General features: G+C 67.2%; 22 protein-coding genes and 1 pseudogene. 5 read left to right on the top strand and 18 right to left on the bottom strand.

Annotated features, from left to right (window positions below):
• Positions 1 to 9 precede the first annotated feature (9 nt).
• A complete protein-coding gene (locus tag WS78_RS21120) occupies positions 10 to 759 on the bottom strand; it encodes a DJ-1/PfpI family protein (protein WP_059576311.1) in 750 nt (249 codons plus the stop codon).
• A complete protein-coding gene (locus tag WS78_RS21115; RefSeq protein ID WP_059576314.1) occupies positions 746 to 1,441 on the bottom strand; it encodes a hypothetical protein in 696 nt (231 codons plus the stop codon). Before WS78_RS21115 ends, WS78_RS21120 begins: the two co-directional genes overlap by 14 nt.
• Positions 1,442 to 1,809: 368 nt before the next feature.
• On the opposite strand from WS78_RS21115, the gene WS78_RS37185 reads away from it, so the two are divergent.
• Complete coding sequence (locus WS78_RS37185; protein ID WP_197419421.1) at positions 1,810 to 2,415, top strand: hypothetical protein; 606 nt, start codon at positions 1,810 to 1,812, stop codon at positions 2,413 to 2,415.
• 360 nt (positions 2,416 to 2,775) lie between these two features.
• Entirely contained in the window at positions 2,776 to 4,524 is a 1,749-nt protein-coding gene (locus tag WS78_RS21105) for a S53 family peptidase (RefSeq protein WP_059576318.1), read from the top strand.
• 126 nt (positions 4,525 to 4,650) lie between these two features.
• Here WS78_RS21105 and WS78_RS21100 read toward each other — a convergent pair whose 3' ends face one another.
• The 4 genes from WS78_RS21100 to WS78_RS21085 form a co-directional block, all read right to left on the bottom strand.
• Positions 4,651 to 5,490, bottom strand: a complete 840-nt coding sequence (locus tag WS78_RS21100) for an ABC transporter permease (RefSeq protein ID WP_059576320.1) — start codon at positions 5,488 to 5,490, stop codon at positions 4,651 to 4,653.
• Between the two features lie 28 nt (positions 5,491 to 5,518).
• Positions 5,519 to 6,778 carry an ABC transporter permease gene (locus tag WS78_RS21095; protein WP_038743858.1) on the bottom strand — a complete coding sequence of 420 codons (1,260 nt, stop codon included), beginning with the start codon at positions 6,776 to 6,778 and terminating at the stop codon, positions 5,519 to 5,521.
• 108 nt (positions 6,779 to 6,886) lie between these two features.
• Positions 6,887 to 7,933: an ABC transporter substrate-binding protein gene (locus WS78_RS21090; protein ID WP_059576324.1), complete on the bottom strand. Its 1,047-nt coding sequence runs from the start codon at positions 7,931 to 7,933 to the stop codon at positions 6,887 to 6,889.
• A gap of 74 nt (positions 7,934 to 8,007) precedes the next feature.
• Complete coding sequence (locus tag WS78_RS21085; protein WP_059576327.1) at positions 8,008 to 9,108, bottom strand: ABC transporter ATP-binding protein; 1,101 nt, start codon at positions 9,106 to 9,108, stop codon at positions 8,008 to 8,010.
• 108 nt (positions 9,109 to 9,216) lie between these two features.
• Here WS78_RS21085 and pdxR point away from each other — a divergent pair, with 108 nt between their 5' ends.
• The gene (pdxR, locus tag WS78_RS21080) at positions 9,217 to 10,746 is read left to right on the top strand and encodes a MocR-like pyridoxine biosynthesis transcription factor PdxR (RefSeq protein ID WP_059576330.1); all 1,530 of its coding nucleotides are present in this window, start codon (positions 9,217 to 9,219) and stop codon (positions 10,744 to 10,746) included.
• A 138-nt stretch (positions 10,747 to 10,884) separates the two neighbouring features.
• Here pdxR and WS78_RS21075 read toward each other — a convergent pair whose 3' ends face one another.
• From WS78_RS21075 to WS78_RS21050, 5 genes are all read right to left on the bottom strand, one after another.
• A complete protein-coding gene (locus tag WS78_RS21075) occupies positions 10,885 to 11,919 on the bottom strand; it encodes a lipase secretion chaperone (protein WP_038743470.1) in 1,035 nt (344 codons plus the stop codon).
• 3 nt (positions 11,920 to 11,922) lie between these two features.
• Complete coding sequence (locus tag WS78_RS21070) at positions 11,923 to 13,017, bottom strand: esterase/lipase family protein (RefSeq protein WP_059576334.1); 1,095 nt, start codon at positions 13,015 to 13,017, stop codon at positions 11,923 to 11,925.
• A 330-nt stretch (positions 13,018 to 13,347) separates the two neighbouring features.
• The gene (locus WS78_RS21065; protein WP_059576336.1) at positions 13,348 to 15,528 is read right to left on the bottom strand and encodes a TonB-dependent copper receptor; all 2,181 of its coding nucleotides are present in this window, start codon (positions 15,526 to 15,528) and stop codon (positions 13,348 to 13,350) included.
• Positions 15,529 to 15,615: 87 nt separating this feature from the next.
• A complete protein-coding gene (locus WS78_RS21060) occupies positions 15,616 to 16,005 on the bottom strand; it encodes a DUF2946 domain-containing protein (RefSeq protein ID WP_059576339.1) in 390 nt (129 codons plus the stop codon).
• Positions 16,006 to 16,344: 339 nt separating this feature from the next.
• Positions 16,345 to 16,881 carry a cytochrome b gene (locus WS78_RS21050; protein ID WP_038743462.1) on the bottom strand — a complete coding sequence of 179 codons (537 nt, stop codon included), beginning with the start codon at positions 16,879 to 16,881 and terminating at the stop codon, positions 16,345 to 16,347.
• 275 nt (positions 16,882 to 17,156) lie between these two features.
• Between WS78_RS21050 and WS78_RS21045 the strand changes: the two genes are divergently transcribed.
• On the top strand, positions 17,157 to 17,792 hold the full coding sequence (locus tag WS78_RS21045; protein WP_038743460.1) for a Pr6Pr family membrane protein: 636 nt from the start codon (positions 17,157 to 17,159) through the stop codon (positions 17,790 to 17,792).
• 99 nt (positions 17,793 to 17,891) lie between these two features.
• Here WS78_RS21045 and WS78_RS21040 read toward each other — a convergent pair whose 3' ends face one another.
• The 4 genes from WS78_RS21040 to gndA all read right to left on the bottom strand — a co-directional run bounded on the left by WS78_RS21040 (position 17,892) and on the right by gndA (position 21,640).
• Complete coding sequence (locus WS78_RS21040) at positions 17,892 to 18,641, bottom strand: peptidoglycan DD-metalloendopeptidase family protein (RefSeq protein ID WP_186448652.1); 750 nt, start codon at positions 18,639 to 18,641, stop codon at positions 17,892 to 17,894.
• A gap of 322 nt (positions 18,642 to 18,963) precedes the next feature.
• Positions 18,964 to 19,275 carry a cupin domain-containing protein gene (locus WS78_RS21035; protein ID WP_059576346.1) on the bottom strand — a complete coding sequence of 104 codons (312 nt, stop codon included), beginning with the start codon at positions 19,273 to 19,275 and terminating at the stop codon, positions 18,964 to 18,966.
• A gap of 417 nt (positions 19,276 to 19,692) precedes the next feature.
• Positions 19,693 to 20,025, bottom strand: a complete 333-nt coding sequence (locus WS78_RS21030; RefSeq protein WP_038743454.1) for a DUF4148 domain-containing protein — start codon at positions 20,023 to 20,025, stop codon at positions 19,693 to 19,695.
• Positions 20,026 to 20,224: 199 nt separating this feature from the next.
• Complete coding sequence (gndA, locus tag WS78_RS21025; RefSeq protein ID WP_059576347.1) at positions 20,225 to 21,640, bottom strand: NADP-dependent phosphogluconate dehydrogenase; 1,416 nt, start codon at positions 21,638 to 21,640, stop codon at positions 20,225 to 20,227.
• On the opposite strand from gndA, the pseudogene WS78_RS21020 reads away from it, so the two are divergent.
• Positions 21,629 to 21,763, top strand: a pseudogene (locus tag WS78_RS21020) (6-phosphogluconate dehydrogenase); the annotation flags it as partial. The gene gndA and the pseudogene WS78_RS21020 sit on opposite strands and share 12 nt — an antisense overlap.
• A 255-nt stretch (positions 21,764 to 22,018) precedes the next feature.
• On the opposite strand, the gene WS78_RS21015 reads toward WS78_RS21020, so the two are convergent.
• Genes WS78_RS21015 through WS78_RS21005 form a run of 3 tightly spaced genes read right to left on the bottom strand, consistent with a single transcriptional unit; the run spans position 22,019 to position 25,035 of the window.
• A complete protein-coding gene (locus WS78_RS21015) occupies positions 22,019 to 22,654 on the bottom strand; it encodes a DUF938 domain-containing protein (RefSeq protein WP_059576350.1) in 636 nt (211 codons plus the stop codon).
• A 30-nt stretch (positions 22,655 to 22,684) separates the two neighbouring features.
• Positions 22,685 to 23,614: an NAD-dependent protein deacetylase gene (locus tag WS78_RS21010; protein WP_059576353.1), complete on the bottom strand. Its 930-nt coding sequence runs from the start codon at positions 23,612 to 23,614 to the stop codon at positions 22,685 to 22,687.
• On the bottom strand, positions 23,611 to 25,035 hold the full coding sequence (locus tag WS78_RS21005) for a purine-cytosine permease family protein (RefSeq protein ID WP_059576356.1): 1,425 nt from the start codon (positions 25,033 to 25,035) through the stop codon (positions 23,611 to 23,613). Before WS78_RS21005 ends, WS78_RS21010 begins: the two co-directional genes overlap by 4 nt.
• Between the last annotated feature and the right edge of the window lie 451 nt (positions 25,036 to 25,486).

Below are 25,486 nucleotides of genomic sequence, written 5' to 3'. Positions count from 1 at the left end.
CCGCGGGATTCACCGATGACCGAGCCGTTCGGCGAGCACCCGGGCGATGGTCTGCGCCATGCCGGGAAACGCGCACGTGCCGCCCTCGCCCGGCGCGAGCACGGGCGGGCGAGCGACTGAAGGATCGCCATCGGAAAATGGGGGAATGGGGTTGTACTGGATGCTGAGCTGGACCTTGCGGGCGACGAGCTCGCCGGACAGCAGCGCGATGATTTGCAGCGCTTCATCGAGCCCCGACGATATGCCGCCGCCCGTGATGCGCGTGCGATCGACGACGTAGCGCGGATAGCCCGGCACCACGTCGATGCGCGGAAACAGCGCGAGGCAGGAGCGAAACGCCCAATGCGTGGTCGCCTTGTAGCCGTCCAGATAACCGGCCGCGGCGGCGAGCAGCGCGCCCTCGCACACCGAAGCCGCATAGTCCGCCAACGCCGCCTGCCGCGCCAGGAAATCCATGCGCGCCGAATCGAGCATCAGGCGCTGCAACTCGGCGGGCTCGCCCCCCGGCACCCAGAGCAGATCGATGTGCTCGCAATCGCGAAAGCTCGGCAGATCGCCGCCGAGCGTCACACGGTCGCGCGTCGTGACGGACGGCCCGTCGAGCGAGATCAGGTGCGTTTCGCGACGCGGCGCGTCGGGGTTCACGTCGGGCTCGATCCGCGCCAACCAGTCGAACAGTTCGTGCGGCACCGCGACGTCGAGCAGATCCACGCCGTCATAGACGACGATGCCGATTCGATAGAGATCAGTTGATCGCATGGCTTGCCCTCGTTGTCTTCATCGCATCGACCATCGCCCGCGTCGCCGCGTGATGGAACATCATGCCGACCAGCATCGAGCAGACGAGCCCGTGCGCGCCCCACGGCCAGCCTGCCAGATCGGCCCATGTCTTCAGCAGCATCGCCGACAGGTTCATCGCGAACATCATCGTGCCGAGCGCGACGACGACGTCGACGATCCGCCTCGGCAAGCGGACTCGCCGCTTTCGCTCGCCGCGCGCGCCGCACAGGATGCTCAACCCGAGCATCGCCGCAATCGTGAACGGGAACAGGCGAACGTGCAGCGCCCAGCCCTCGACGAAAGACGCGCCGCTGCACAACGCGAGCACCGCTTCCGGATAGGTCGACGCGAAATCCGCCAGCAGTGCGCCGCTCAACGCGATCGCGCCCGCTATCGGCGACACGTCGGGCGACACGTCGGGCAACACGTCGCCCGGCACATCGGGCATTGCGTCGTGCGACACGTCGGCGCGCGCGTCGGGGCAAGCGCGCATCGCCCCGACGCCGGCGAACGCGATCGCGGCCACCGCGTTCCATGGCGAGAACAACGGCGCGTGCGACACGGCGACGGGCAGCACGCAAGCGGCCCAGCCCGCGAACGCGTGCCAGGCGGCGCGCGACGAGCGTGCCCGAACGAAGCCGATGCTGGATGCGCGGAACATCTGAAGATCCCCGTCATGTATTTTTCGTGTGGCACGACCGCATCCGTGCGTCGTCGTGATTCGGGTCGTGCGATTTCCGCCAGCGGCGCTTGTCTCGTCGAAGACGGGTGCCGCGCACGACCTTGTTCGACGACGAAGCATTCGCGCCAAGTCATTGCGCGTCGAATCGATCAAGCCAGGCGTGCATGCGGCTTCGTCCGCGACGAGCGTCCCATGCGAGGCAGATATCGTCGATGCGTGCGGCCCCGTTTCGTCGGCGTTCCGGCTTTTGTCTTCTCCTTCTGCTTCCGGTTCGGTGGGGTCTCGCCGACGCGGTTGAGCGCACTCGCGCAGCGCGTCGCGAAATCGCCGGCGGCCGCACGGATGCGATGCTTCGTCGAACGCCGTCCGGCCTTTCCCCGATCGTTCGTTCGAATGCCGAAGCATCGCCGTTCGACGCATTCCAGATCAATCTAGACGGCGGCAAAGCGAATACCCAACTGCCAGAATTGGTAGGCGCGATCGGCGCGGTGCGCCGCCGATCGCGCCCGCGCCGCCCGCGCCCTCTTCACGTAATGGACGTACCGCTCACGCGCGGCATGCGGGCGTCGGCATGCGTCCCGCGCGCACGGATATCGAAAGTCTTCCTAACGATGCGCTTCGTTAAAAAGTCCTCACGGCGAGCGCATGCGTTGGCGTCGGCGCGCCTGCGTCGATGCGTCAAACATCAGACCAAGGGAAAACCCTATAATGAGCGCTTCGGCGCGCAATGCATCCAGTCACTCGCGCCCATGTATCGAGCCACGCGCGGAGGCAGGTTCCGCGCCATTTGTCGACGCGGCCGTTGCCGCGAATCCGTCATGAAGCGAATCGGTGCGTTCTTCATCGCGAGCTGGTCAGCGGCCGCGATGCTCTACCTGGGACGGCACTCGGTGCCGATGATCGCGATGAGCGGCATCGTCGTGTTCGCCGGTTTCGACCTGCTTCGTCCGTGAGCCACGGCGGCGCGCAGGCGCGCATCGGCAACGGCGTTTATCGACGCCGTGCTGTCGGCCCCGCCCGTCGCCACGACGCAAACTACTAGAAGAACCCGTCGAAAATCAGAGATGTCGCGCGCACGCGTCACACTCTTTCATTCATCATCCTAATAAATTTCATTCGCCGTCCTTTTTCCTTTCATCATCCGTTCATCACTCAGATAGTGAACGGGCGTGTCATTTTTTCTCTGTCAACAGTGACAGCTATTCGAACTGTCAGTTACCGGACAGCGGAGTGCTCGCATACGCTTAGCGCGCTCTCGTCCCCACAAGGGACAGAGCTTGACAACGTCGCACTCTCTCAAAAGGACACACTCGATGAACAGGACCGCCGATTTTGCACTCACCCTCTCCCCGCTGTGCAGGCGCCTTGCCTGCGTGTGGCCGCTCGCGTTCGCCGCCGGCGTCGCATACGGCGCGACGGATTGGGTCGATACGCACACCCAAGCTTTCTTGAATCACGCGCAGATCGAGACGCTCGCCCGCAACGCGAACGCCGCGTCGCTCGAAGTCGCGCCCGGCGAAGCGGCGCACGTCGTGGTCAGCCTGAAGCTGCGCAATGCCGAGCAACTGAAGGCCATCGCGCGCAACGTCAACGATCCGCATAGCTCGCAGTACCGGCAATTCATCACGAGCGCGCAGTTCCTGTCGAACTACGCGCCCACCAACGCGCAGGTGAAACAAGTCGTCGACTATCTGCGCAAGAGCGGCTTCGTCGACATTCGCGTCGCGCCGAACCGCATGCTAGTCTCCGCGCGCGGCACCGCGGGCACGGTGAAGCAAGCGTTCAACACGTCGCTCGTGAACTTCGAATACGCGGGCCGCTCGGGCTTTGCGAACGCGTCGAGCGCGCAAGTGCCGCGCGCGCTCGGCGATGTCGTCGGCTCCGTGCTCGGCCTGCAGAACGTCGCGCGCGCGCGGCCGCTCTCGAAGATCGGCGCGATCGCGAAGCCGCAGGCGCTCGCGTCCGGCACGGCGACGGGCCACTATCCGTCTGAATTCCCCGCGCTCTACGACGCGACCGGCGTGCCGACCGCAACGAACGCGACGGTCGGCATCATGACGATCGGCGGCGTGTCGCAAGCGTTGTCGGATCTGCAGCAGTTCACGAGCGCGAACGGCTATCCGGACGTGTCGACGCAAACCGTACAGACCAACGGCTCGGGCGGCAACTACGGCGACGATCAGGAAGGCCAGGGCGAATGGGATCTCGACAGCCAGTCGATCGTCGGCTCCGCGGGCGGTCAGGTCGGACAACTGATCTTCTACATGGCCGACCTCAACGCGTCGGGCAACACCGGCCTCACGCAGGCGTTCAACCAGGCCGTGTCGGACAATGCGGCGAAAGTGATCAACGTGTCGCTCGGCTGGTGCGAGACCGACGCGAACGCCGACGGCACGCTCTCCGCCGAGGAGCAGATCTTCACGCAGGCAGCCGCGCAGGGCCAGACGTTCGCGGTGTCGTCAGGCGACGAAGGCGTCTACGAATGCAACAACCGCGGCTATCCGGACGGTTCGAACTACTCGGTATCGTGGCCCGCGTCGTCGCCGCACGTGCTCGCGATCGGCGGCACGACGCTCTACACGTCGTCGTCGGGCGCGTTCTCGAACGAAACCGTGTGGAACGAAGGGCTCGACGGCAACGGCAAGCTGTGGGCGACGGGCGGCGGCATCAGCACGATCCTGCCGAATCCGTCGTGGCAGTCGGGCAGCCACCGCAAACTGCCCGACGTGTCGTTCGACGCCGCGCAAAGCACCGGCGCCTACATCTACAACTACGGCCAGTTGCAGCAGATCGGCGGCACGAGCCTGTCCGCGCCGATCTTCAGCGGCTTCTGGGCGCGAATCCTGTCGGCGAACGGCGCGAACCTCGGCTTCCCGGCCGCGCGCTTCTATCACTCGATCCTGACGCACGCGTCGCTCGTGCGCTACGACATCACGTCCGGCAACAACGGCTATCAGGGCTACGGCTACAACGCGTCGAAGGGCTGGGACTACCCGACCGGCTGGGGCAGCATCGACATCTCGAACCTGAACCAACTGATCCGCTCGGGCGGCTTCAATTGAACCGGCGTTCGTGGGCGAGCGCGGCGCGCAACCGCGCGGCGCTCGATTGACGGCAGGCGGCAGGCGGCAGGCGACAAGCGCGGCGCGACCGGAGGCGCGCCGCGCCTGCTTCCGAATACCACGGCCTCAACTCACCGCGCGCTTCGCATTGCGCCCGCGCAGCCATTCGAGCGCAAGCAGCAGACAGGTCGAGAACACGATGAGGATCGTCGCGAGCGCGGCGATCGTCGGGCTGATGTTCTCGCGAATGCCGGTGAACATCTGGCGCGGCAGCGTCGTCTGGTCGGCGCCCGCGAGGAACAGCGTGACGACCACTTCGTCGAACGACGTCGCGAACGCGAACAGCGCGCCCGACATCACGCCCGGCGCGATCACGGGCAGCGTCACGCGAAAGAACGTCGTCAGCGGATTCGCGCCGAGCGACAGGCTCGCACGCACGAGATTCTGGTTGAATCCCTGCAGCGTCGCCGCGACGGTCGTCACGACGAACGGCACGCCGATCGCCGCATGCGCGCAGATGAGCCCCGTGTACGTGTTCGCAAGGCCGAGCGGCGCGAAGAACAGATACATGCCGACGCCCACCACGACGACGGGCACGATCATCGGCGACAGCAGCACCGCCATCAGCAGGCCCTTGCCGCGAAAGTCCGCCTTCGTGAGGCCGATCGCGGCGAGCGTGCCGAGCACGGTGGCGACGAGCGTCGCCGCCGGCGCGACGATGAAGCTGTTCTTCGCGGCCATCCGCCACTCGTCGGACGCGAGCAGGTTCTCGTACCAGCGCATCGAGAAGCCCGGCATCGGATAGACGAGGAACGTGCTCGACGAGAACGACAGCGGCACGATCGCGAGCACAGGCAGGATCAGATACAGCAGCGTCAGCACGACGAGGCCGCGCAGCGCGAAATACCACGCGCGCTCGACCACCGACATGTGCGGCGCAAAGAGCGGCTTCGCAAGCAGTTTCATGTTCGTTTCCCTGTTCACCCGTCTTCGCTCAACCGAGGCTCGGTTGCGAACGCGTGAAGCGGCCGTACACCGCGTAAAGCACGAGCGTCGCGGCGAGCAACAGGCCGCCGAGCGCGCACGCCATCCCCCAGTTGATCGTCACGTTCGTGAAGTACGCGACGTAGTAGCTGACCATCTGATCATTCGGACCGCCAAGCAATGCGGGCGTGATGTAGTAGCCGATCGCGAGGATGAACACGAGCAGCGCGCCCGCGCCCACGCCCGGATAGGTCTGCGGCACGTACACGCGCCAGAACGCGGCGAACGGATGGCTGCCGAGCGACACGGCCGCGCGCTGATAGCTCGGCGGAATCGACTTCATCACGCTGTAGAGCGGCAGGATCATGAACGGCAGCAAGATGTGCGTCATCGAGATGTACACGCCGACGCGATTGAACAGCAGCGCGAGCGGCTGCGAGATCAGCCCGACGTCGATCAGCGCGCGATTGACGAGCCCCTCGCTTTGCAGCAGCACGATCCACGCGGCCACGCGCACGAGCACCGACGTCCAGAACGGAATCAGCACGAGAATCATCGCGAGATTCGCGCGGCGCTCGGGCAACGTCGAGATCCAGTATGCGAGCGGATAACCGAGCGCGAGCGCGAACAGCGTGACCGCGAAGCCGATCAGCAGCGTGCGGCCGAAGATCGCGAGATAGATCGCTTGATCGGGATCGGCGGGCACGACGCTGCCGAAGCCGTCCTGCCGGTGGTCGAGCGCCGCGAGCAGATAGAACGGCGAATAGCGGCTGCCGTTCTTCGCGATCGCCTGCCAGTACGCCGGATCGCCCCAGCGCTCGTCGAGCTCGATCAGCTTCGCGCGTACCTGGGCCGGCGCGAGCGGCGCGTTTGCGTCACGCGTCAACGGCATCGCGCGCGCGGTCTTCGCGACGAGCGACCGATAGCCGGGAATCTCGGTGTTCAGGCGTCGCGCGAGCGCACCCATCGCCTCGCCGTCGGCGATCCGCGTGAGGTCGGCGGCAAGCGCCGCGTACGCGGCATCGGCGGGCGGCGCCTTGCGGTCCCAGCTCGACAGCGCGGCCACCGTGTGCGGCAGCGCGGTCGCGATCTCGGGATTCTGCACGGCGCGCGTGAGCAGCGCGCCGATCGGCACCACGAACACGAGCAGCAGGAATATCGCGAGCGGCGCGACGAGCAAGAGCGCCGTCGCGCGCTTCCTGGCCTCGGCCGCTTTCAGTTCACGCTTGAGCGATTGAGCCGGCGGCGCCGACTGCGTAGCGATCGTCATCGTATTCAACGGTTGTCTCCGGCCGAAACGCCGTTCGAAGGAACGCCGCGCGCGCCGCACCATGATCGCGGCGCGCGCGGCCGGTGGCTTCATCGGCTCATGCGGCCGTCACTTCGACGCCCACGCGGCGAAGCGCTGCTCGAGCTCGTCGCCGTGATCGGTCCAGAACGTGATGTTCTGCAGTACCGCGTTCTTGCCGTTCGCCGGCGAATTCGGCAGGTTCGCAAGCGTCTTCGCGTCGAGCGCCTTGATCGCGGCGACGTTCGCGGGGCCGTACGAGATGTGCTGCGCATAGGCCTGCTGCGGCTTAGGCGAGAGCGTGTACGCGATGTACTGCTCGGCGAGCGCCTTGTTCGGCGAGCCTTTGGGAATCGCCCAGTAGTCCAGATCGTAGATGCTGCCGCTCCAGACGACCTTGAGGTTCTTCCCTTCCTTTTGCGCGGCGCCGATCCGGCCGTTGTACGCGGTCGACATCACCACATCGCCCGCGACGAGAAACTGCGGCGGCTGCGCGCCCGCCTCCCACCACTGGATGTTCGGCTTCAGCTCGTCGAGCTTCTTGAACGCGCGGTCCTGGCCCGCCTTCGTCGCGAGCGCCTTGTAGACGTCCTTCGGCGCGACGCCGTCCGCCATCAGCGCGAACTCGAGGTTGTAGCGCGCGCCCTTGCGCATCCCGCGCTTGCCCGGGAATTTCTTCACGTCCCAGAAATCGGCCCAGCCGGCGGGCGCGCTCTTCAGCTTGTCCGCGTTGTACGCAAGCGCCGTCGACCAGACGAAGAAACCGACGCCGCACGTTTGCGGCGATTCGGGAATCAGATCGGACTGCTTTGCGATCTTCGTCCAGTCGAGCTTCTCGTACAGCCCTTCGTCGCAGCCGCGATTCAGATCGCCCGATTCGACCTCGACGACGTCCCAGTTCACGTGCTTCGCCTCGACCATCGCCTTCACCTTCGCCTGCTCGCCGTTGTACTCGACGGTCGTGACCTTGTTGCCGGTCGCCTTCTCGAACGGCTGGTTGAACGCGGCCTTCTGCGCGTCGCCGTTCGCGCCGCCGAAGTTGACGACGGTCAGCTCGGCCGCGCCCGCCGCCGTGCAGAACGCGGCGAGCGACAGCAGCGCGACCGCGCGGCGCGGCGTGGAGAACGTGTGGTCCATGATGTTTCCTCTCGTGACAGGTGATGAAGCGTGGTTGTTGTGCGAAACGCGATGCGTGGCGCGCGGCCTCGCGATCATGCGAAAACCCGCAGATGCTCGGGCCGGAACTCGAGCGAGATCGGCGCGCCCGGCGTGAACGCGTCGAGCGCGCCCGTGCCGAGCGGCACCTTGACGAAGCATTCGTCCTGCCCCGGCAGCGCGCAGCGCATCCGCACGTGGTCGCCGAAGTAGATGAGACTGCGCGCTTCGCCGGACAGCGCGTTTGCCGCACCGTTCGCCGCGCGGCCGCCGCCCGGCGCGACGCTCATCCGCTCGGGGCGGATGCACGCGACGCCCGCCGCGCCCGCTTGCGCGCTGCCTGCGTTCAGGCCGACGAGACGCGTGCCGTCGTCGAGCCGGAATTCGCAGAACTCGCCGTTCACGCTCGCGACGGTGCCGCGCAGCCGGTTGCTGTCGCCGATGAAATTCGCGACGAATTCGTTGCACGGCGATTCATAGAGCCGATCGACGGTGTCGAGCTGCTGCACGACGCCCTTGTCGAACACCGCGACGCGATCGGACATCGTCAGCGCCTCGCCCTGATCGTGCGTCACGTAGACGAAGGTCAGCCCGAGCTTTTCGTGCAGCGCCTTCAGTTCGTACTGCATGTGTTCGCGCAGTTGCTTGTCGAGCGCGCCGAGCGGTTCGTCCATCAGCACGAGCTTCGGCTCGAACACGAGCGCGCGCGCGAGCGCGATCCGCTGCTGCTGGCCGCCCGACAGCTGCGCCGGATAGCGCTTCGCGAAGCGCTCCATCCGCACCATCTCGAGCGCGGCGGCGACGCGCGTCTTGCGCTCGGCGGCGGGCATCCGGCGCACGCTCAGCGGATAGTCGACGTTCTGCGCGACGGTCAGATGAGGAAAGAGCGCGTAATTCTGGAACACCATGCCGATGTGGCGCTTATGCGGCGGCACGTGGTTCAGCAGCTCGCCGTCGAGGCGAATCTCGCCGCCCGTCGGGAATTCGAAACCCGCGAGCATCATCAGGCACGTGGTCTTGCCCGAGCCGGACGGCCCGAGCAGCGTCAGGAATTCGCCGCGCCGGATGTCCAGATCGAGCGATTTGACGACGAGCGTTTCGCCGTCGTAGGTCTTGCGCACGCCGCGAAAGCTGACGATCGCATCATCGGTCTTCATCGTCCCGTCCCCTTTTCGTCCTGGCTCGATATTTCGAGATGCGATTCACTATACGGCGCACACGGTCCTACAATAGGGAACCATTTCAATATTTTCGGTAGAACCACTTTGGACACCGTGATCCTCTCCGACTGGCTCGCCGCGCGGCTCGAGCGGCACTCGGCCGAGCCGATGTACCGGCAACTGCTGCGCTTGATGCAGCAGGCGATCCTGTCGGGGGAGCTCACGCCCGGCACCAAGCTGCCGAGCTCGCGCACGCTCGCGACCGATCTCGCGATCGCGCGCAATACCGTGCTGCACGTGTACGACCAGTTGACGACCGAAGGCTACGTGCTGACGACGACGGGCAGCGGCACCTACGTCGCCGATACGCGCCCCGACGCCGCGGCGATGCGCGCACAAGCCGGCGCGCACGCGCACGCGTCGGACGAGTCGCTCGCCGCGCGGCAGCGCGCGCACGGCGCGCTGTCGACGCGCGGCGCGCAGCTCATCGAGCACGCGGGCGTGTCGCGCCGCCAGTGGGGGGCGTTCATGCCGGGCGTGCCTGACGTGTCGGAGTTTCCGGCGCGCACGTGGAGCCGCTTGCAGGCGCGGCTGTGGAAGGAAGCGAATCCCGAGCTGCTCACCTACGCGCCGGGCGGCGGCTACCGGCCGCTGCGCCGGGCGCTGTCGGACTATCTGCGCGTCGCGCGCTCAGTCAAATGCTCGCCCGACCAGATCATCATCACGACCGGAATTCATCAGTCGATCGACCTGTCGGTGCGGCTCCTCGCGGACGTCGGCGATCGCGCGTGGGTCGAGGAGCCATGCTACTGGGGCGTGCGCAGCGTGCTGCAAGCGGCGGGCCTCGTGCTCGCGCCCGTGCCCGTCGATCACGAAGGGCTCGCGCCGCGCGCGCAGGACCTGAAGCATCCGCCGCGGCTCGCGCTCGTCACGCCGTCGCATCAATATCCGCTCGGCATGGTGATGAGCCTCGCACGGCGGCGGATGCTGCTCGAATATGCACGGCAGCATCAATGCTGGATCATCGAGGACGATTACGACAGCGAGTTCCGCTACGGCAGCCGGCCGCTCGCGTCGCTGCAGGGGCTCGACGACGCGGGCCGCGTGATCTACGTCGGCAGCCTCGGCAAGATGCTGTTCCCGAGCCTGCGGCTCGGCTACATGGTGGTGCCCGAGCATCTCGTCGAAACGTTCAGGACGGGGCTGTCCGAGCTGTATCGCGAAGGACAGTTGATGCAACAGGCGGTGCTCGCCGAGTTCATCATGGACGGCTATCTGACGTCGCACGTGCGCCGGATGCGCGCGCTGTACGGCGAGCGCCGGCAGTTGCTGATCGATGCGATCCGCGCGCGCTTCGGCGACGCGCTGCCGGTGATGGGCGACGAAGCGGGCCTGCACCTCGTGATCGGACTGCCGAACGGCTGCGATGATCGTGCGATCACGCAAACCGCGTTCGACGCGGGCGTGATCGTGCGTCCGCTCACCACGTATTACAACCATGCGCAGACGGCGCGCGAGGGCTTGCTGCTCGGCTATGCGTGCGTGCCGAACGAGCGGATCGCGCCTGCGTTCGATACGCTCGCGCAAACAATCGAAGTGCATCTGGATCGAAGCGGGAAGCGGCGTGTCGCGTGATGTGCGTGATGTGCGTGATGTGCGTGATGCGCGTGATGCGCGGCAGACGCGGCATAACCGGGCACGCGCGCGCCCCGCTCTCGAACGAGGGATGCGCACACGCACGCGCGCATGCCGCATGCGCGCGTGCCCGACGCGCTATTGCGTCTGCGTCGCCGCGCCGCCGCGATCGAGCGACGCCGCGCGCAGCGCCTCGCCCGGCTCCGTGAAATAGCGCTGCCGCAGCTGCGCGACCTGCGCGTCGCGATCCTGCGGCGCCAGATTCTGCGCATCGATCTGCGCGCGCTGCGCCGCATACTCGTCGTACTTCGCACGCCACGCGTCATTCGCCTGCTGCATCTTCGCGACGCGATCCGCGGCTTGCGCGCCGAGCGATTGCGCGAGCTGCGCGCGCATTTCGTCGGGCGACGCCCCCGACTTCTGCAGTTGCGCGATCTGCGCAATCGCATCCTTCTGCTGCTTTTCACGCGCGAGCTCGGTGCGTTGATCGAGCGGCAACTGCTGCTCGAGCGCCGCGAGGCGCGCGGCCTTCTGCGCATCCGTCAGCGACGCGTCCTGCATGATCCTCAACCGCGCGAGATCGTAGCGCTGCCGCTGCTGCTCGGCGCCGAAGAACGGCGCGCTCCAGTCGCCGAGCGTGCGGCTCGCGATCGACGCGCGCTGATCGAGCGCGAGCTGCATCGTCGCGAGATCGAACTTGTTGCCGGGCGCGCCGCCGTCCGGCAGCTTCGCGAGCTCGGCAAGATATGCGCGATAGCGTTTCCACACGTCGAGCGCCTCGCCCTGCGCGACCGTGCCGTCGAGCTGCGCGGCGATCTCGCGCGAGACGAGCGCATCGAGCGCCTGCGGGCTCAGCTCGTTCTGCGCGCTCAGGCAGTAATCGAAGAAGTCGCGCACCGCGCGCACTTTTGCGAGATGGCCTTGCGCATCGAGCGGCAGATGCGGCGCGGACGAGCCCGCCAGCGACTTCGGCAGCGCGTTCGCGCCGGAACCCGCATCGGCGCCCGCCGCCGCGACGGCGGGCGCCGACGCGGCGGCGGCGGGCGCGACGCCGGCCGCGCCGGCATCGTGCTTCGCCGGCGCGCCGACGACGTACCAAACCGCGCCGGCCGCAACGACGCCGGCCGCCCCATAGAGCGCGACGCGTCGCGCGATGCCGCCTTCACCCTTCATCGATCACACACCCTGCGTCTTCAGCCGGTTCGCATGCGTGCGGATCACCGCAACCGGGTCTTCCGCATACGCGCCGCGCACGCCGAGCAGCTGATTGATCTCGTCGAGGTGATTCCACTTGTAGCTCGTGCTGAGCACCTGGCCGTACAGCGAGCTGCAACGCGACACGAGTCCGTCGTTCGCGCCGGAACCGCGATTGATCATCACCGTGCCGGAGCCGAGCATCGCGAGCGTCGACGGATCGAGCGCATTCGCCGGATCGACGACCGGAATCGTGCTCGTATCGGTCGCGCCCGTCACGCCGAGAATCGACACCGTCGGCTGAATCGCCGTGCCGCCCCACGAATACAGCAGATGCGTGTTGCCGCCGACCGTCTCGGTCGGCGCGCCCGTCTGGCACGAGCCCGGCGCGCCGAGCCCCGCGCTCGGATAGTTCTGGTTGTAGGTTGCGGTCTGCGCTGTCGTGAGCGTCTTCAGCGCGGCGAGCGCGTTCTGGTTCGTGTTGTTGTTGCTGCTCGTCAGGATGCCGAACACATTGACGAACGCGGCGATCACCGACGACGACAGGCCCGTCGGATCGTAAGCCAGCACGGTCTGCACGAAGTCGGCGAACTCCGAGCCTCGATGCGGCGTGCCGATCGTCGTCACCGACGCGACGAGCTGCGGCGCGACCGCAGCAACGTAGCGCGAGGTGAGCCCGCCCTGGCTGTGGCCGATCAGGTTCACCTTCGACGCGCCCGTCGCGGCGAGCACCTGCTGCACGTACGCGAGCAATTGCTCGCCGCGGCCGTTCGGCCCGTCGTCGCTCTGGAAGCCGGACAGGTTCGCGACGTAGACGGTCGCGCCGTGCGCCTGCAGATCTTCCTGGATGCCGTACCAATATTCGAGAACGTTCGCGTATTTGTCGGTGCCGGTCAGGCCGTGCACGAGGATGATCGGGTATTTGGTCGCCGCGTAGGTGTCCACGGCTGTCGTCGCCGCCGCGGCGGATTGCATGCCTGCAAGCGAGAGGAAGGTTCCGATGCTCGCGGCGGGCGCCGCGCTCATCGCGAATGCAACGGCTGCCGCTACTGCTTTGGATCGCATCGATCTGGCCATGTACGTCTCCTGTTGTTTGAATCGTATCGGATGGGGATATCGCTTCTGTTCGCATGACTACGTTTCGCACCGCGCGAAGACGCAGCCCGCACGCCGACACAGTTGCACGGCCCAACGATGCTGCCTAGGGCTCGATGACGATCTTTGACGATTTAAACGAACGCCCCCCCTGCGTCGGCTAACGGAGTGAAGCATGCCTAACGAAAATTTTCCGTCGGTTAGACGCGGCTCTCTAATCGATTGACGCTAGCGGCGATGCGAAGCGGGTAGACCGCCCGCATCGCGGATGCTGCACCGCGATGCGGGGGAAAGGAAGGGACCGGCGAAAGCTTAGAGCTTGGTGCTCAAGCGGACCCAGGCGGTGCGGCCGGGCTCCGTGACGGGCATGTTCGCCGGGTAGCCGAAGCCGGCGTTGCCCGCGAGGTTCAGGTGCTCCGCATAAGCCTTGTCGAGCACGTTGTCGATGCCGACCGAGATCTGCACCGCCTTGCTCACGTTGTACTGCGCGTGCAGCGACAGCACGCCGAAACCGGCGCTCGGGCCGAAGTCCTTGCCGACGACGTTGCCCTCGTTCAGGGCATAGCGATGTTGCGGCGCAACGACTCGCCACAACCCGCCCGCCGACCACGGCCCGCGCGAGTATTCGACGCCCAAGCGCGCTTCGAGCGGCGGCATCTGCGGCAGCGGCGCGCCGCTTTGCACGTTGCGTCCCCACGCATACGCGAGCGACGCATCGAAGCGCCACGGCGCGAGCGGTCGCCACGAAGCGCCGACTTCGCCGCCCATGATCTGCGCGTTGACGTTCGTCGCCTGGGTCGTCTGCCCCATCGGGCCCGTCGCGTAGTCGAACAGGATGAAATCCTGCACGTAGCCCGCATACGCGGACACCCACGCGTCCAGCTTGTCGCTCTTGTACTGCGCGCCGACGTCGAGCTGCGTCGTCTTCTCGGGCTCGATCGCCGAGAACGCGTTGACCGATCCGGCTGGCCCGCGCTTCGCCGAGAACAGTTCCCAATAATCAGGAAAGCGTTCCGTGTGACCGATTCCCGCGTACCACGTGACGGGCAGCGACGCGAGATCGCGCTCGTAGCGCACGAAGCCGCTCGGCAGCACGCGCGAGCGCAGATCGTCGAACGTCGGGTTGCGCATGCTCATCATCATGCCGCTGATCATCGCGCGCTTGTCGCGCGCAGCCGCGTAATCGATTCGCGCGCCGCCGATCACGCGCGACGCATCGCTCGCATACCAGGTCAGCTCGCCGAACGCGCCCGCGTTCCACATGTTCGCCTGCGGATTCCACGGCATGTCGCCGTAGTTCTGCATTCCCATCGCCGAGCGCGAATCGAGGCGGTTCGACTGCGCGTCGACGCCTGTCACGAGCTTGAACGCGTCGGTGAAGCGCAGCGTCGCCGCGACGCGCGCGCCGAGCGTGCGGCGACGCACTTCGGACGCCATGCGCATCGGCATGCTGCTCGTCGGATCGGGCATGCGCAGCGTGTAGTTGTCCATCACGTGATCGGCTTCGTTGTAGAAGACCTGCGCCTCGATCCGGTCGAGCACGTCGCCGATGTGCTTCTTGTCGAACTTCAAGCCGAACGTCTCGCGCCGGAAGTGCGCGCCGTCCATCCCACGGCCCGCGTAGCGCGCGTAGCCGTCGCCCGTGCCCGCCATCAACTCGAGCCGCGTGTTGTCGTCGGGCGTCCAGCCGAGCGCCGCGTCGGCATTCCATTTGTCCCACTGCGACGGCACCGTGCGGCCGTTGCCGTCCTCGTAATCCTGCGAATGCGCGTGGTTCGCGCTCACGCGGCCGTAGAAGTCCGGCGTGCCGGCCGTCACGTCGACGTTCTGGTCGTTGCGCCCGAACGAGCCGCCCACGACGCTGCCCTCGAAGCGCATGCCCGGCGTCTTGAAGCGCGGCGTCACGCGCTCGAACAGTACCGTGCCGGCGGACGCGCCCGGTCCGTACAAGACGGTCTGCGGCCCCTTGACGACCGTCACCTTGTCATAGCTCTCGGGCGCGATGTACGACGTCGGCGCGTCCATCCGGCCTGGGCACGCGCCGAGCGTCGGCATGCCGTTCGCGACGATGTTCAGGCGCGAGCCGAACATCCCGCGCAGCACCGGATCGCCGTTCGTGCCGCCGCTGCGGATCGACGCGAAGCCGGGAATCGTCTTCAGATAATCGGCGCCGTCGCTCGCGGGCAGCGGCTGGCGCGGCGTTTTCGGATCGGTGACGACGACGAGCGGCGTCGATTCGGGCGCCGCGACGACCTCGATCGTCGGCAGCACGAGCGCGTCCGCCGGCGTGCTGGTCGGCGTATTGCTCGTCGTGCTGCTCGTCGCGCCGGCCGCATCGTGCCGGTGTCCCGGCCCGGCCGTCTGCGCGACGGCCGGCGCGAGGTGGAAGGCGCCCGCCGCGAGCGCGGGGACGGTCAGGCTGATCGCGCGCCGCCGGCGGCGCGCACGGTCTCCACGCGCGGCGTGCGCGTGACACAAGAACTTGGATGTCATGAATCGAAACTCGAAAGACGCCCCTTCCGCGCGATCGTCGGATCGAACGGATGCGGGGACGGCATGAATGGAAATGAAATCAGGCGTTCAGGCGTCTTTCGGCGGGGCGCGCGGATAGGCGCGCGTGTAGCGCTCGAGCGAAGGCTCGACTGCGCGAGAGAAGACGGCCGGCGCGACGGCCGCCACGTGCGCGGAGAAGACGGAGGGCGCGGCCACGCCGATCGCCGGGCCGTGCGCGAAGAATGCGCAATATCCGCAGGCGTCGAGATGCAGCGCATGGTGCGCGCCGCCGTGCGCTGCATCGCCCGGCGCGACGCCCGCTTCGGCCGCCCGAGCGTGGTGCTCGTCGCCGCAGATCACGGCATCGGAACGCGCGGCGAGCCGCGCGTTCGCCTGCGAGACGAGCGGCGCGACGATCGCCAACCAGATCGCAAGCATGCCCAGCCAGGCAGTCAGTTTGCGGAATCGGTTGGACATGGCGCGGTGTTGCGTAAAGGGAATGTAAAGCCGCCCGAATGTTACAGAATGTTTGCGGGCTTGGATAGCGCGAAACGGTCGCGGTCGCGGTCGCGGTCTCCGCCGCAGGCGCAGGCGCCGTCGCCGTCGCAGGTGCAGGTGCAGGTGCAGTCGCGGGTGCGGGTGCGGGTGCGGGTGCGGGTGCGGGTGCGGGTGCGGGTGCGGGTGCGGGTGCGGGTGCGGGTGCGGGGCTGCAGCGGCTGCGGGGCGGCTGCGGGGCGGCTGCGGCTGCGGCTGCGCGCCAGCCGCGCACGCGCATCGTTGCATCCGCAACGATGCGCGCCGTGAAGACCAAGCGCGTCAGAACGTCATCCTGCGCAGCGTCTCGTCGCGCTTCACGAAGTGATGCCAGAGCGCGGCGAGCGCGTGCAGGCCGATCACGTAATAGAACACGTTGCCGATCAATTCGTGCGCTTCCTTGATCGCCGGGCGCAGGCCCGGATTCGGGCTGAACAGCGTGAACGACCAGTCGATCCATGCGAGCGTCACGGGCTTGCCGCCGAAGTTCAGCGTCATGATGCCGAGAAGCGGCTGCGCCACGATGAACACGTACAGCGCGAGATGCGCGAGCTTCGCGAGCAGCGCGAGCCACGCCGGCTGCGGCAATTCGTCCGGCGCGCGGCTCGCGAAGCGCCAGACGATCCGCAGCGCCGCAAACGCCAGCACGAGCGCGCCGGCAAGGTAATGGACGTTCGACCAGAACACCCGGCTGTCGGTGCCCTTCGGCCCGCGCACCTCGATCGCGAGATACGCGAGCGCGACGAGCAGGAAGATCGCCCAATGGAAGAAGACGGCGGGACGGTTGTAGCGCGCCTGGCCGGCAAGGATGCGATTCATGATTCGTCTCGTTCGTATTGAGGGGGACCACTGCATCGCGCGCCGTATCGCGCGCGACGTCATCGGATTGTAATGACGCGCGATGCGTGGGCCATGCGGCTGAATCAAGTTTCCGCGCGATCGCGGGCCGAGGATCGCCGCTCGCATGACGCTCAGGCTCGGGTAGAGCCGCATGTCGGCGTAGCGATGCTTGAACTATTCTCGATTCAATATTCGAGCGGTCGGGCACGGTTGTGCCACGACGCCCGCGTCATCGCAACACGCAAGGCCCCATCATGCAGAAAGCCGCTTTTGTCTCAGCCTACAGGCTCGCTGGCTGCGGGCTGATCCTTTCCGCGACGTGCCATAGCATCGCACTCAGATGGAACGCGCCGACCTTTCGGCTCGACAATTTCCTTAGCTACTTCACCCAACTCAGCAGCCTGTACACGGCCATCGTGCTGCTCGCGGGCCTGTGGCTCGCGGCGAAGCCGCCGTCACGACGATACGAGTCCGCGCGCGGCGCCGTCGTGCTCTACATGGCGATCACGGGCATCGTCTACGAGTTGCTGCTTGCGCATCTGGACGCGGTGCATCACGCGACGCCTTATTACACGAACTGGATCTTGCATCGGATCATACCGGTCGCGGTGTTTCTCGACTGGCTGTACGTCGCGCCGCGCGTGCGGATCGACTGGTCGCAGCTCGCGCGCTGGCTTGCGTTTCCGGTCGCGTATCTCGGCTATACGCTCGTGCGCGGCGCGCTCATCGACTGGTATCCGTATCCGTTCGTCGATCCGCGCACGCACGGCTATATGATGGTCGCCGCGTACAGCGGCGCGATCGCGGCGGGCAGCCTCGGATTCGCCGCGCTGATCGTGCTGCTCGGCAACCGTGCCGGCTCGCTCGCGCCGCAGACGGAGCACGCCTGACGACGTTGCCGCGCATTCGCGCGCCGCGGATCGCCGGCCCGACGCGGCAGCGCCGCGAAGCAGGCCGCGCTCCGCTCGGCTAGCGGCGCGCGCGGCCGTTCAGTAGCCGTTACGTGGCAGCAGCCCGAGCGGATCGACGGCCTTGCCGTTGCGCCGCACTTCGAACTCGAACGTCGAGCGGCCGCTCGCGTCGGTCGACATCTCCGCAACCGGCTCGCCCGCGCTCACCGCGTCGCCCTCGCTGACGAGCAGCTTCTCGTTGTGCCCGTACGCGGTGATGAGCCCGTTCTCGTGCTTCAGGATCACGAGCGGACCATAGGCGGCAACGCCCGATCCTGCATACACGACGCGCCCGGGCGCGGCGGCGCGCACCGTGCGGTCGCCGCCCGTCGCCGTGATTACGATTCCGTGGTTCTTGCCGGCGCCGAACGGCGCCGTCACGGTGCCGTGCGCGGGCCACGCGAGCGCCGGCGCAGCCGCTTCCGGCTGCGCGGCGGCGGGCGGCGGCGCAAGCGTCGTCGTGCTCGGCGGCGGCGCGACGCGCAGCACCTGGCCGGGCGCCAACATGTCGGTCGGCGCCAGGTGGTTCCAGCTCGCGATATCCAGCGTGCGCTGCCCGAACGCGGACGCGATGCTCGCGAGCGTATCGCCCGAATTCACACGGTAATAGCCGGCCAGCACGCCGGACGATGCGCGTGGCGCCGGCTGCTGCGGCACGTGCGTCGGTTGCCACGAATCGGTCCACGGCGTCACCGTGCAACCGCCGACGAGTGCCGCGCCCGCCGCGACGAGCATCGCGCGCACCGTCCAGCCCACGTCGGGCCGTTCGACGAACAGAATTCTTCTCAAGCGTACCTCCATCAATTCACTTCACTGCGGCCACGCGCCCCACCGTTCCGACCTTCGCGCGCGATCGGCCAAATCGCATCGGGCCGAGCCGCGCAAGCCGCCCCGAGTCCGACCAGGCCATATCGAGCCCGGCCGGGCAGGCGAGGCTGCGTCACGCCGAACGGCGTCCGGCCACACCGCGTCATGCCGAGCCGCGTCCTGCGAACCGGGCCGCAACCGGCCGCATGGGGCCGACATGCATCGGGACGAACCGCGCCCGGCCGCGCTGCGCTCGACCGGGCCAGCGCACCGCGAATCGCGACCTGGCCATCCCGATCGGACCTCAAACGCTGCCTTCGGTTTCGACGACGAGAATCCGCGCCTCGCCGATCGGGCACGCGACGTGTTCCGTCCCCGTCGACGCGAAGAAAATGTCGCCCGCGTCGAGAACGGCCACCTGCTCGCCGCCGGCGTCGCGATAGCGCATCTCGACCTGGCCGTCGAGCACGACGAACACCTCCTCGCCGTCGTTCACGTGCCATTTGTACGGCTGATCCGTCCAATGCAGGCGGGTCGTGATGCCGCGCATGTTGGCGATGTCGACGGCGCCCCACGCGCGCGGCGCGGTGAAACTCTTGCTGCGGATGATCTTCATGGGCAGGTCCGTGGGCGTCGCCGCGGCCGGTGCGACGATTGCACGGCCCAGCCGGACGGATAGTAACTCGCCCGACCTGCCCGATGTAAATTGCCCGGGGTCGGCCGGTCGGCCAACCCTGTCCGGCAAGCAGCGCTTGCGCGCCGCGAGGAGCGGCGTCGCGCCAACAACTGCCGGCCCGTCGGCCGCCCGGATCGGGTCGGGCCGCGTATGCCGTATATGAATGCCCTGGCCTTTGGGCCGCGCCGAAACAGCACCCGACGCCGGCCGGCGCGCCGCCGCGCATTTTCCCGCCCCAAAAGACTCAGCCCGCGCGCTCCATCGAATGGAACGCGCGGGCTGAGTGGACTGCCATGCGCCGGCCTGGATTCGCCGCGCCCGCGTTCAACCGCGGCGCGCGACGGACGACCGTGCCGCTCAACGGCCCTTGTAGACCGGTGCGCCGTCGGCGATGCGCTTGACCTTGTTCGGCGCGCCGGCTTCGGCGGCGGCCGCCGGCTGGGCACCGTAACCGCTCGTGTCGGCTTGCGCGGCAACATTTTGTTGGCCGTGGATCTTGGCTTCCGCAGCCTGGATTTCCTCGGGGTAATTCACGCGGTCGGCGGCCGGGTTGTAACCCGCTTGCTCGAGCTGGATCAGCTCGGCCTTGACTTGCGCGCGAGTCACCGGCCCGTTCGATTGCTGAGCGAACGAAACGGCGGGAACGGCGAGAGCGGCGGCAACTGCGACGGTAGCGATAAGCGATTTCATGATCAAACCTCCGTGACTTTTTTTGCTTCGCCGCAAGCACCATGCGAGCAGCGATTAATCACAGTCTAGTCACGGACACACTTAGGGAAAACCATGGATCAACGAAAACACTGTTTCGCGAGAGACAACAATCACCGCCTCACTCTAGAGAAACCCTACTAATAACAGTGACGAGTGCAACAATTACCGATCCCAGGTGTCATTCGGCCCAGTTCGCGTGGAAGCTACCCGGCTTGTCGGTGCGCTCGAACGTGTGCGCGCCGAAGAAATCGCGCTGCGCCTGCACCAGGTTCGCCGGCAGGCGCGCCGACCGATAGCTGTCGAAGTACGCAACCGCCGACGCGAACGCCGGCACGGGCACGCCCGCCTTCACCGCGGCGATCACGACGTCGCGCAGCGCGGACTGGTAGTTCGCGGCGATGTCCTGGAAGTACGGATCGAGCAGCAGATTCGCGAGCGCGGCGTTCTTCGCGTATGCGTCCGTGATCTTCTGCAGGAAGCGCGCGCGGATGATGCAGCCCGCCCGGAAGATCTTCGCGATCGCGCCGAGATCGAGATTCCAGCCGTATTCCTTCGACGCCGTGTCGAGCTGCGCGAAGCCTTGCGCGTACGAGATCACCTTCGACAGATACAGCGCGCGGCGCACCGATTCGACGAACGCGGCGCGATCGCCTTCGAGCGGCGCGGGCGCCGGCCCCGTCAGCACTTCGCTCGCGGCGACGCGCTGATCCTTCAGCGACGACAGCACGCGCGCGAACACCGATTCGGTGATGAGCGGCAGCGGCACGCCGAGGTCGAGCGCGTTCTGGCTCGTCCACTTGCCCGTGCCCTTCTGCGCGGCGCGGTCGAGAATCACGTCGACGAGGTGCTTGCCGGTCTCGTCGTCCTTCTTGCCGAAGATCTTCGCGGTGATCTCGATCAGGTAGCTGTCGAGCTCGCCCTGATTCCATTCGGTGTAGACCGCGCCGAGCTCGTCGTTGGTCAAGCCCGCGACCTGCTTGAGCACCGCGTAGCTCTCCGCGATCAGCTGCATGTCGCCGTATTCGATGCCGTTGTGGACCATCTTCACATAGTGGCCCGCGCCGTCCGGCCCCATGTACGCGACGCACGGCTCGCCGTCGGCGGGCGCCTTCGCGGCGATTTGCTTGAGAATCGGCTCGACGAGATCGTACGCGTCGCGCTGGCCGCCCGGCATGATCGACGGGCCGCGCAGCGCGCCCTCCTCGCCGCCCGACACGCCCGTGCCGATGAAGTGCAGGCCCGCCTGCGCAAGCTCCTGGTTGCGGCGGATCGTGTCGGTGAAGTGCGTGTTGCCGCCGTCGATCAGCACGTCGCCCTTGTCGAGCAGCGGCTTGAGCGCCGCGATCGTTGCATCGGTCGCTTCGCCCGCCTTCACCATCAGGAGGATGCGGCGCGGCGTCTCGAGCGACGCGACGAACTCCGCGAGCGTGTGGGTCGGCACGAGCTTGCGATCGGGAAATTCGGCGATCAGTTCGTCGGTCTTCTCGCGGCTGCGGTTGTAGACCGACACCGCATAGCCACGGCTTTCGATATTCAAGGCCAAATTGCGCCCCATCACCGCGAGACCGACCACACCGATTGCTTGTTTACCCATTGTTCAATTCTCCGGAAAAAACAGGGCGCGACCCACCGGGGCCGCGCGCATAGGCGCAAGGATAAGGGAAACCGCGCGAGTGCGCCCGGGAACGGGAGGCGTTCGGAGACGATTCGGCGGCGATCGATCACCCGCGCGGCGGCGGCTAAAGGACCGTTCGACTGTGGCTCGACGGCGGTTCGACGCGGGTTACGCGCGTCGATCCAGCGTGAAACGACGCCGCGTCGGCGGCATTGCGGCGTCGCTTCGGGGTGCTTCCGAGTATGTGCGTGAACGGATCGCGTTGCGCCCGCGACGACCGAAGGGCCACGCCGCTGCGCTCGCGTCGCGCTCGCGCGCTCGACCCTCGCGCGAGCGCCGCGATGCCGCACCCGCGCATCACGAGCCTGAATCACGCGCCTGCGTGCGCTTGCGGAACACGACGCTCAGATTGTTCGCCGGCATCTCCACGATCTCGTCGAGCGCGAGGCCCGCCGCCCGCCCGAGCTCGACCACCGCCTCCAGATCGCGCACGCCCCACGCCGGATGGCGGCCGCGCAGTTGCGCATCGAACCGCGCGTTCGATTCGGCCGTGTGCGCGCCGCCCCGGCGATACGGCCCGTACAGATACAGCACGCCGCCGTCGGGCAGCAGGCGCGCCGCGCCGTCGAAAAGCGCGCACGCGGCCGCCCACGGCGCGATGTGGATCATGTTGATGCAGACGATCGCATCGGCGGCGGCGAGCGGCCACGGCTCGGCGCATACGTCGAGCGCGAGCGGCGCGCGCAGGTTCGGCAGCGCGGCATCGGCCGCCCACGCGTCAATCGACGCGCGCGCGGCGGCTTCGGTGTCGGTCGGCTGCCAGACGAGGTCGGGCAACGCGGCCGCGAAATGCACCGCGTGCTGGCCAGTGCCGCTCGCGATCTCGAGCACGGTGCCCCGCGCGGGCAGCACGCGCTTGAGCACGTCGAGAATCGGCTCGCGATTGCGTTCGGCGGCGGGCGCCCATTGGCGCGAAGCGGAATCGATCGGCATGACGAAGCGAAACGGTGTGCGTCGGATATGTCAAACGTGAGGCGAGCCGCGCGCATCGCGCGCGCCGCTTGCCGCGAGCCCGAGACGGGCGGCGAGCGCCGCGAGCGTCTGCCCGCACGACGCTTCGACCTTCAGCGTCAGCAGCGGATCGGCGCGCGTGTGCCCGAGATTGATCGCGGCGATCGGCTTGCGCTGATCGTCCGCCCACACGCAGAACCGGTAGCCGGAATACACCATCAGCGACGAGCCCGCGACGAGCATCGCGTCCGCCTCCTCGAGCGAACGCGCGGCGGCCGCCACGCGCTCGCGCGGCACGTTCTCGCCGAAGAACACGACGGCCGGCTTCAGCAGCCCGCCGCACGCGGGGCACGCGGGCACGCGAAACGTGTCGAGCGCGCGCCATTCGAGATGCGCGTCGCCGTCGGCGGCCGGCTCCGCTTCGGCATCGAGCAATGCGGGATTGTCCGCTTCGAGAATGTGCTGGATCGCCGCGCGCGCGTGATGCGCGCCGCAATCGAGGCAGGTGACGCCGCCGATGCCGCCGTGCAGTTCGACGACGTCGGCGCTGCCCGCGCGCTGATGCAGCCCGTCGACGTTCTGCGTGACGAGCCGCGCGATCCGCCCCGCCGCGCCGAGGCTCGCGAGCGCATGATGCGACGCGTTCGGCTGCGCGCGCCCGACCACCGGCCAGCCGAGCATGCTGCGCGCCCAATAACGGCGGCGCGCGTGATCGGATTCGAGAAACTCGCGGTACTGGATCGGCTGCGAGCGCATCCATGCGCCGTTGCGGTCGCGATAGCCGGGAATGCCGGAATCGGTGCTGATGCCCGCGCCAGTCAGCACGAAAAGGCGCGGATGGCGCTCGACGAACGCGTGCAGCGCGTCGAGCGCGTGCGATTCGGCTGGGGGAGCCGCGCCCGAAGGCGAAAGCGGCGGCGACGAAACGGCGGAATCGGTCATGACAAAGAGGGCTCGTCCGGCAGGATCAACCGCTCGGGGACGTGCGCGGTCTGCCTGCGTGCCGTCACATAATACAGAACGCCGGGCACGACGAGGCCGATGATCCACGAAATGTCGGTGCCGCCCAGCTTCGCGACGAGCGGCCCGGTATAGAACTCGGTCGCGATGAACGGCATCTGCACGAGCACGCCGAGCGCGTAGACCGACACGCCCGCGACGTTCCAGCGCCCGTAGCGGCCGTCGGGATCGTAGAGGGCGGGCACGTCGTAGCGCTCCTTCGTCACCCAGTAGAAATCGACGAGGTTGATCGCGCTCCACGGCGTGAAGAACGCGAGCAAGAACAGGATGAATGCGGAGAAGTCCTTCAGGAACGCGTGACGGCCGACGAGCGCGAGCCACGCAACCGCGGCGACCATCGTGAGCACGTATGCCATGCGCGCGCGCTGCGAGATCTGCGCGCGCCCGGAAAAACCGGTGACGATCGTCGCGACCGACATCACGCTGCCGTACGCGTTGAGCGTCGTGATCGTCAGCTTGCCGAACGCAATCGCGAAATAGAGCAGCGCGGCCGCCGCGCCGCCCGCGCCGAGGCTCACGATGAACTGCACTTCGTGGCCGGCGAACTGCTTGCCCGCGAGCGCCGCGGCGAATACGCCGAACACCATCGACGCCTGCGCGCCGAGCACCGAGCCGAGGCCGATCGCCCAGAACGTGCGGCGCGCGGACGTCGCGCGCGGCAAATAGCGCGAGTAATCGGCGACGTACGGCCCATACGCGATCTGCCACGACGCGGACAGCGAAATCGCAAGCAGGAAGCTCGCCAGCGAGAAATGCCGGATCGCGAGCAGCGCGCCGATGTCGTGCCCGGCGAGGAGCCGCGCGAACATGTAGACGAACGCGATCACGCCGACCACGCTCGACACGCGGCCGAGCGCGTGAATCGTCCGGTAGCCGAACACCGCGAGCACGACGACGACAGCGATGAACGCAAAGATGCCGACCTTGTCGTCGACGCCGACGAGTTGCGCGAGCGCCTGGCCGGCGAGCACGGTGCCGCTCGCGGAGAAGCCGACGTACATCAGGCAGACGAGCACGAGCGGAATCACCGCGCCGTAGATGCCGAACTGCACGCGGCTCGAGATCATCTGCGGCAGGCCGAGCTGCGGGCCCTGCGCGCCGTGCAGCGCCATCACCGCGCCGCCGAGCAACTGGCCGAGCGCGAGCCCGACGAGCGACCAGAACACGTCGCCGCCCAGCACGACCGCGAGCGCGCCGGTGACAATCGCCGTTACCTGCAGATTCGCGCCGAGCCAAAGCGTGAACTGGCTCGACAGCTTGCCGTGACGTTCGTGGTCGGGAATGTAATCGATCGTGCGGCGCTCGCGCAGCGGGCGGCGTTGAGCGTCGATGGCGTTCGGCATGGTGGCGGGTCCGGGAATGGTCTGAGGTTCGGAGCGCTCACCCTAACCGCCCAAAATTGTATAGACAACTCTTTCGGAGGCTCGGGTTTATACCGAGGCAGGCGATCGCGCACCACACCTTTATCGGACGATGCAACGTACGCTGCGGCAAAGTTCGTTGTCGTTCAAGACGCCGATCGAGTGCGAATTTCATCGTCTTTCATTCCATTCGCCCACCAAGGGCTGAGCGTCGTTTCGACATTCAACCGGCAAGCACGTGCACGATCGCGCGCCGACTCGACGAGCGCACATCGATAACCATTTGTCGAAGGAATGAATTTGCAGGAAACAAGAAACGTGATTGTTTGATTTTTACGTTCGGGAGCCAATCTCGGCATTCGTGACTTCGAATTTACTTCACATATGAATTTCGGTTATTTCGCGAAGCATGAAACAAAATCATCGACATGTA

The organism is Burkholderia savannae (assembly GCF_001524445.2).
Classification (GTDB): Bacteria; Pseudomonadota; Gammaproteobacteria; order Burkholderiales; family Burkholderiaceae; genus Burkholderia; species Burkholderia savannae.
Note: the sequence above shows the minus strand (reverse complement) of the source record. Positions and strands in the feature narration are given on the sequence as shown.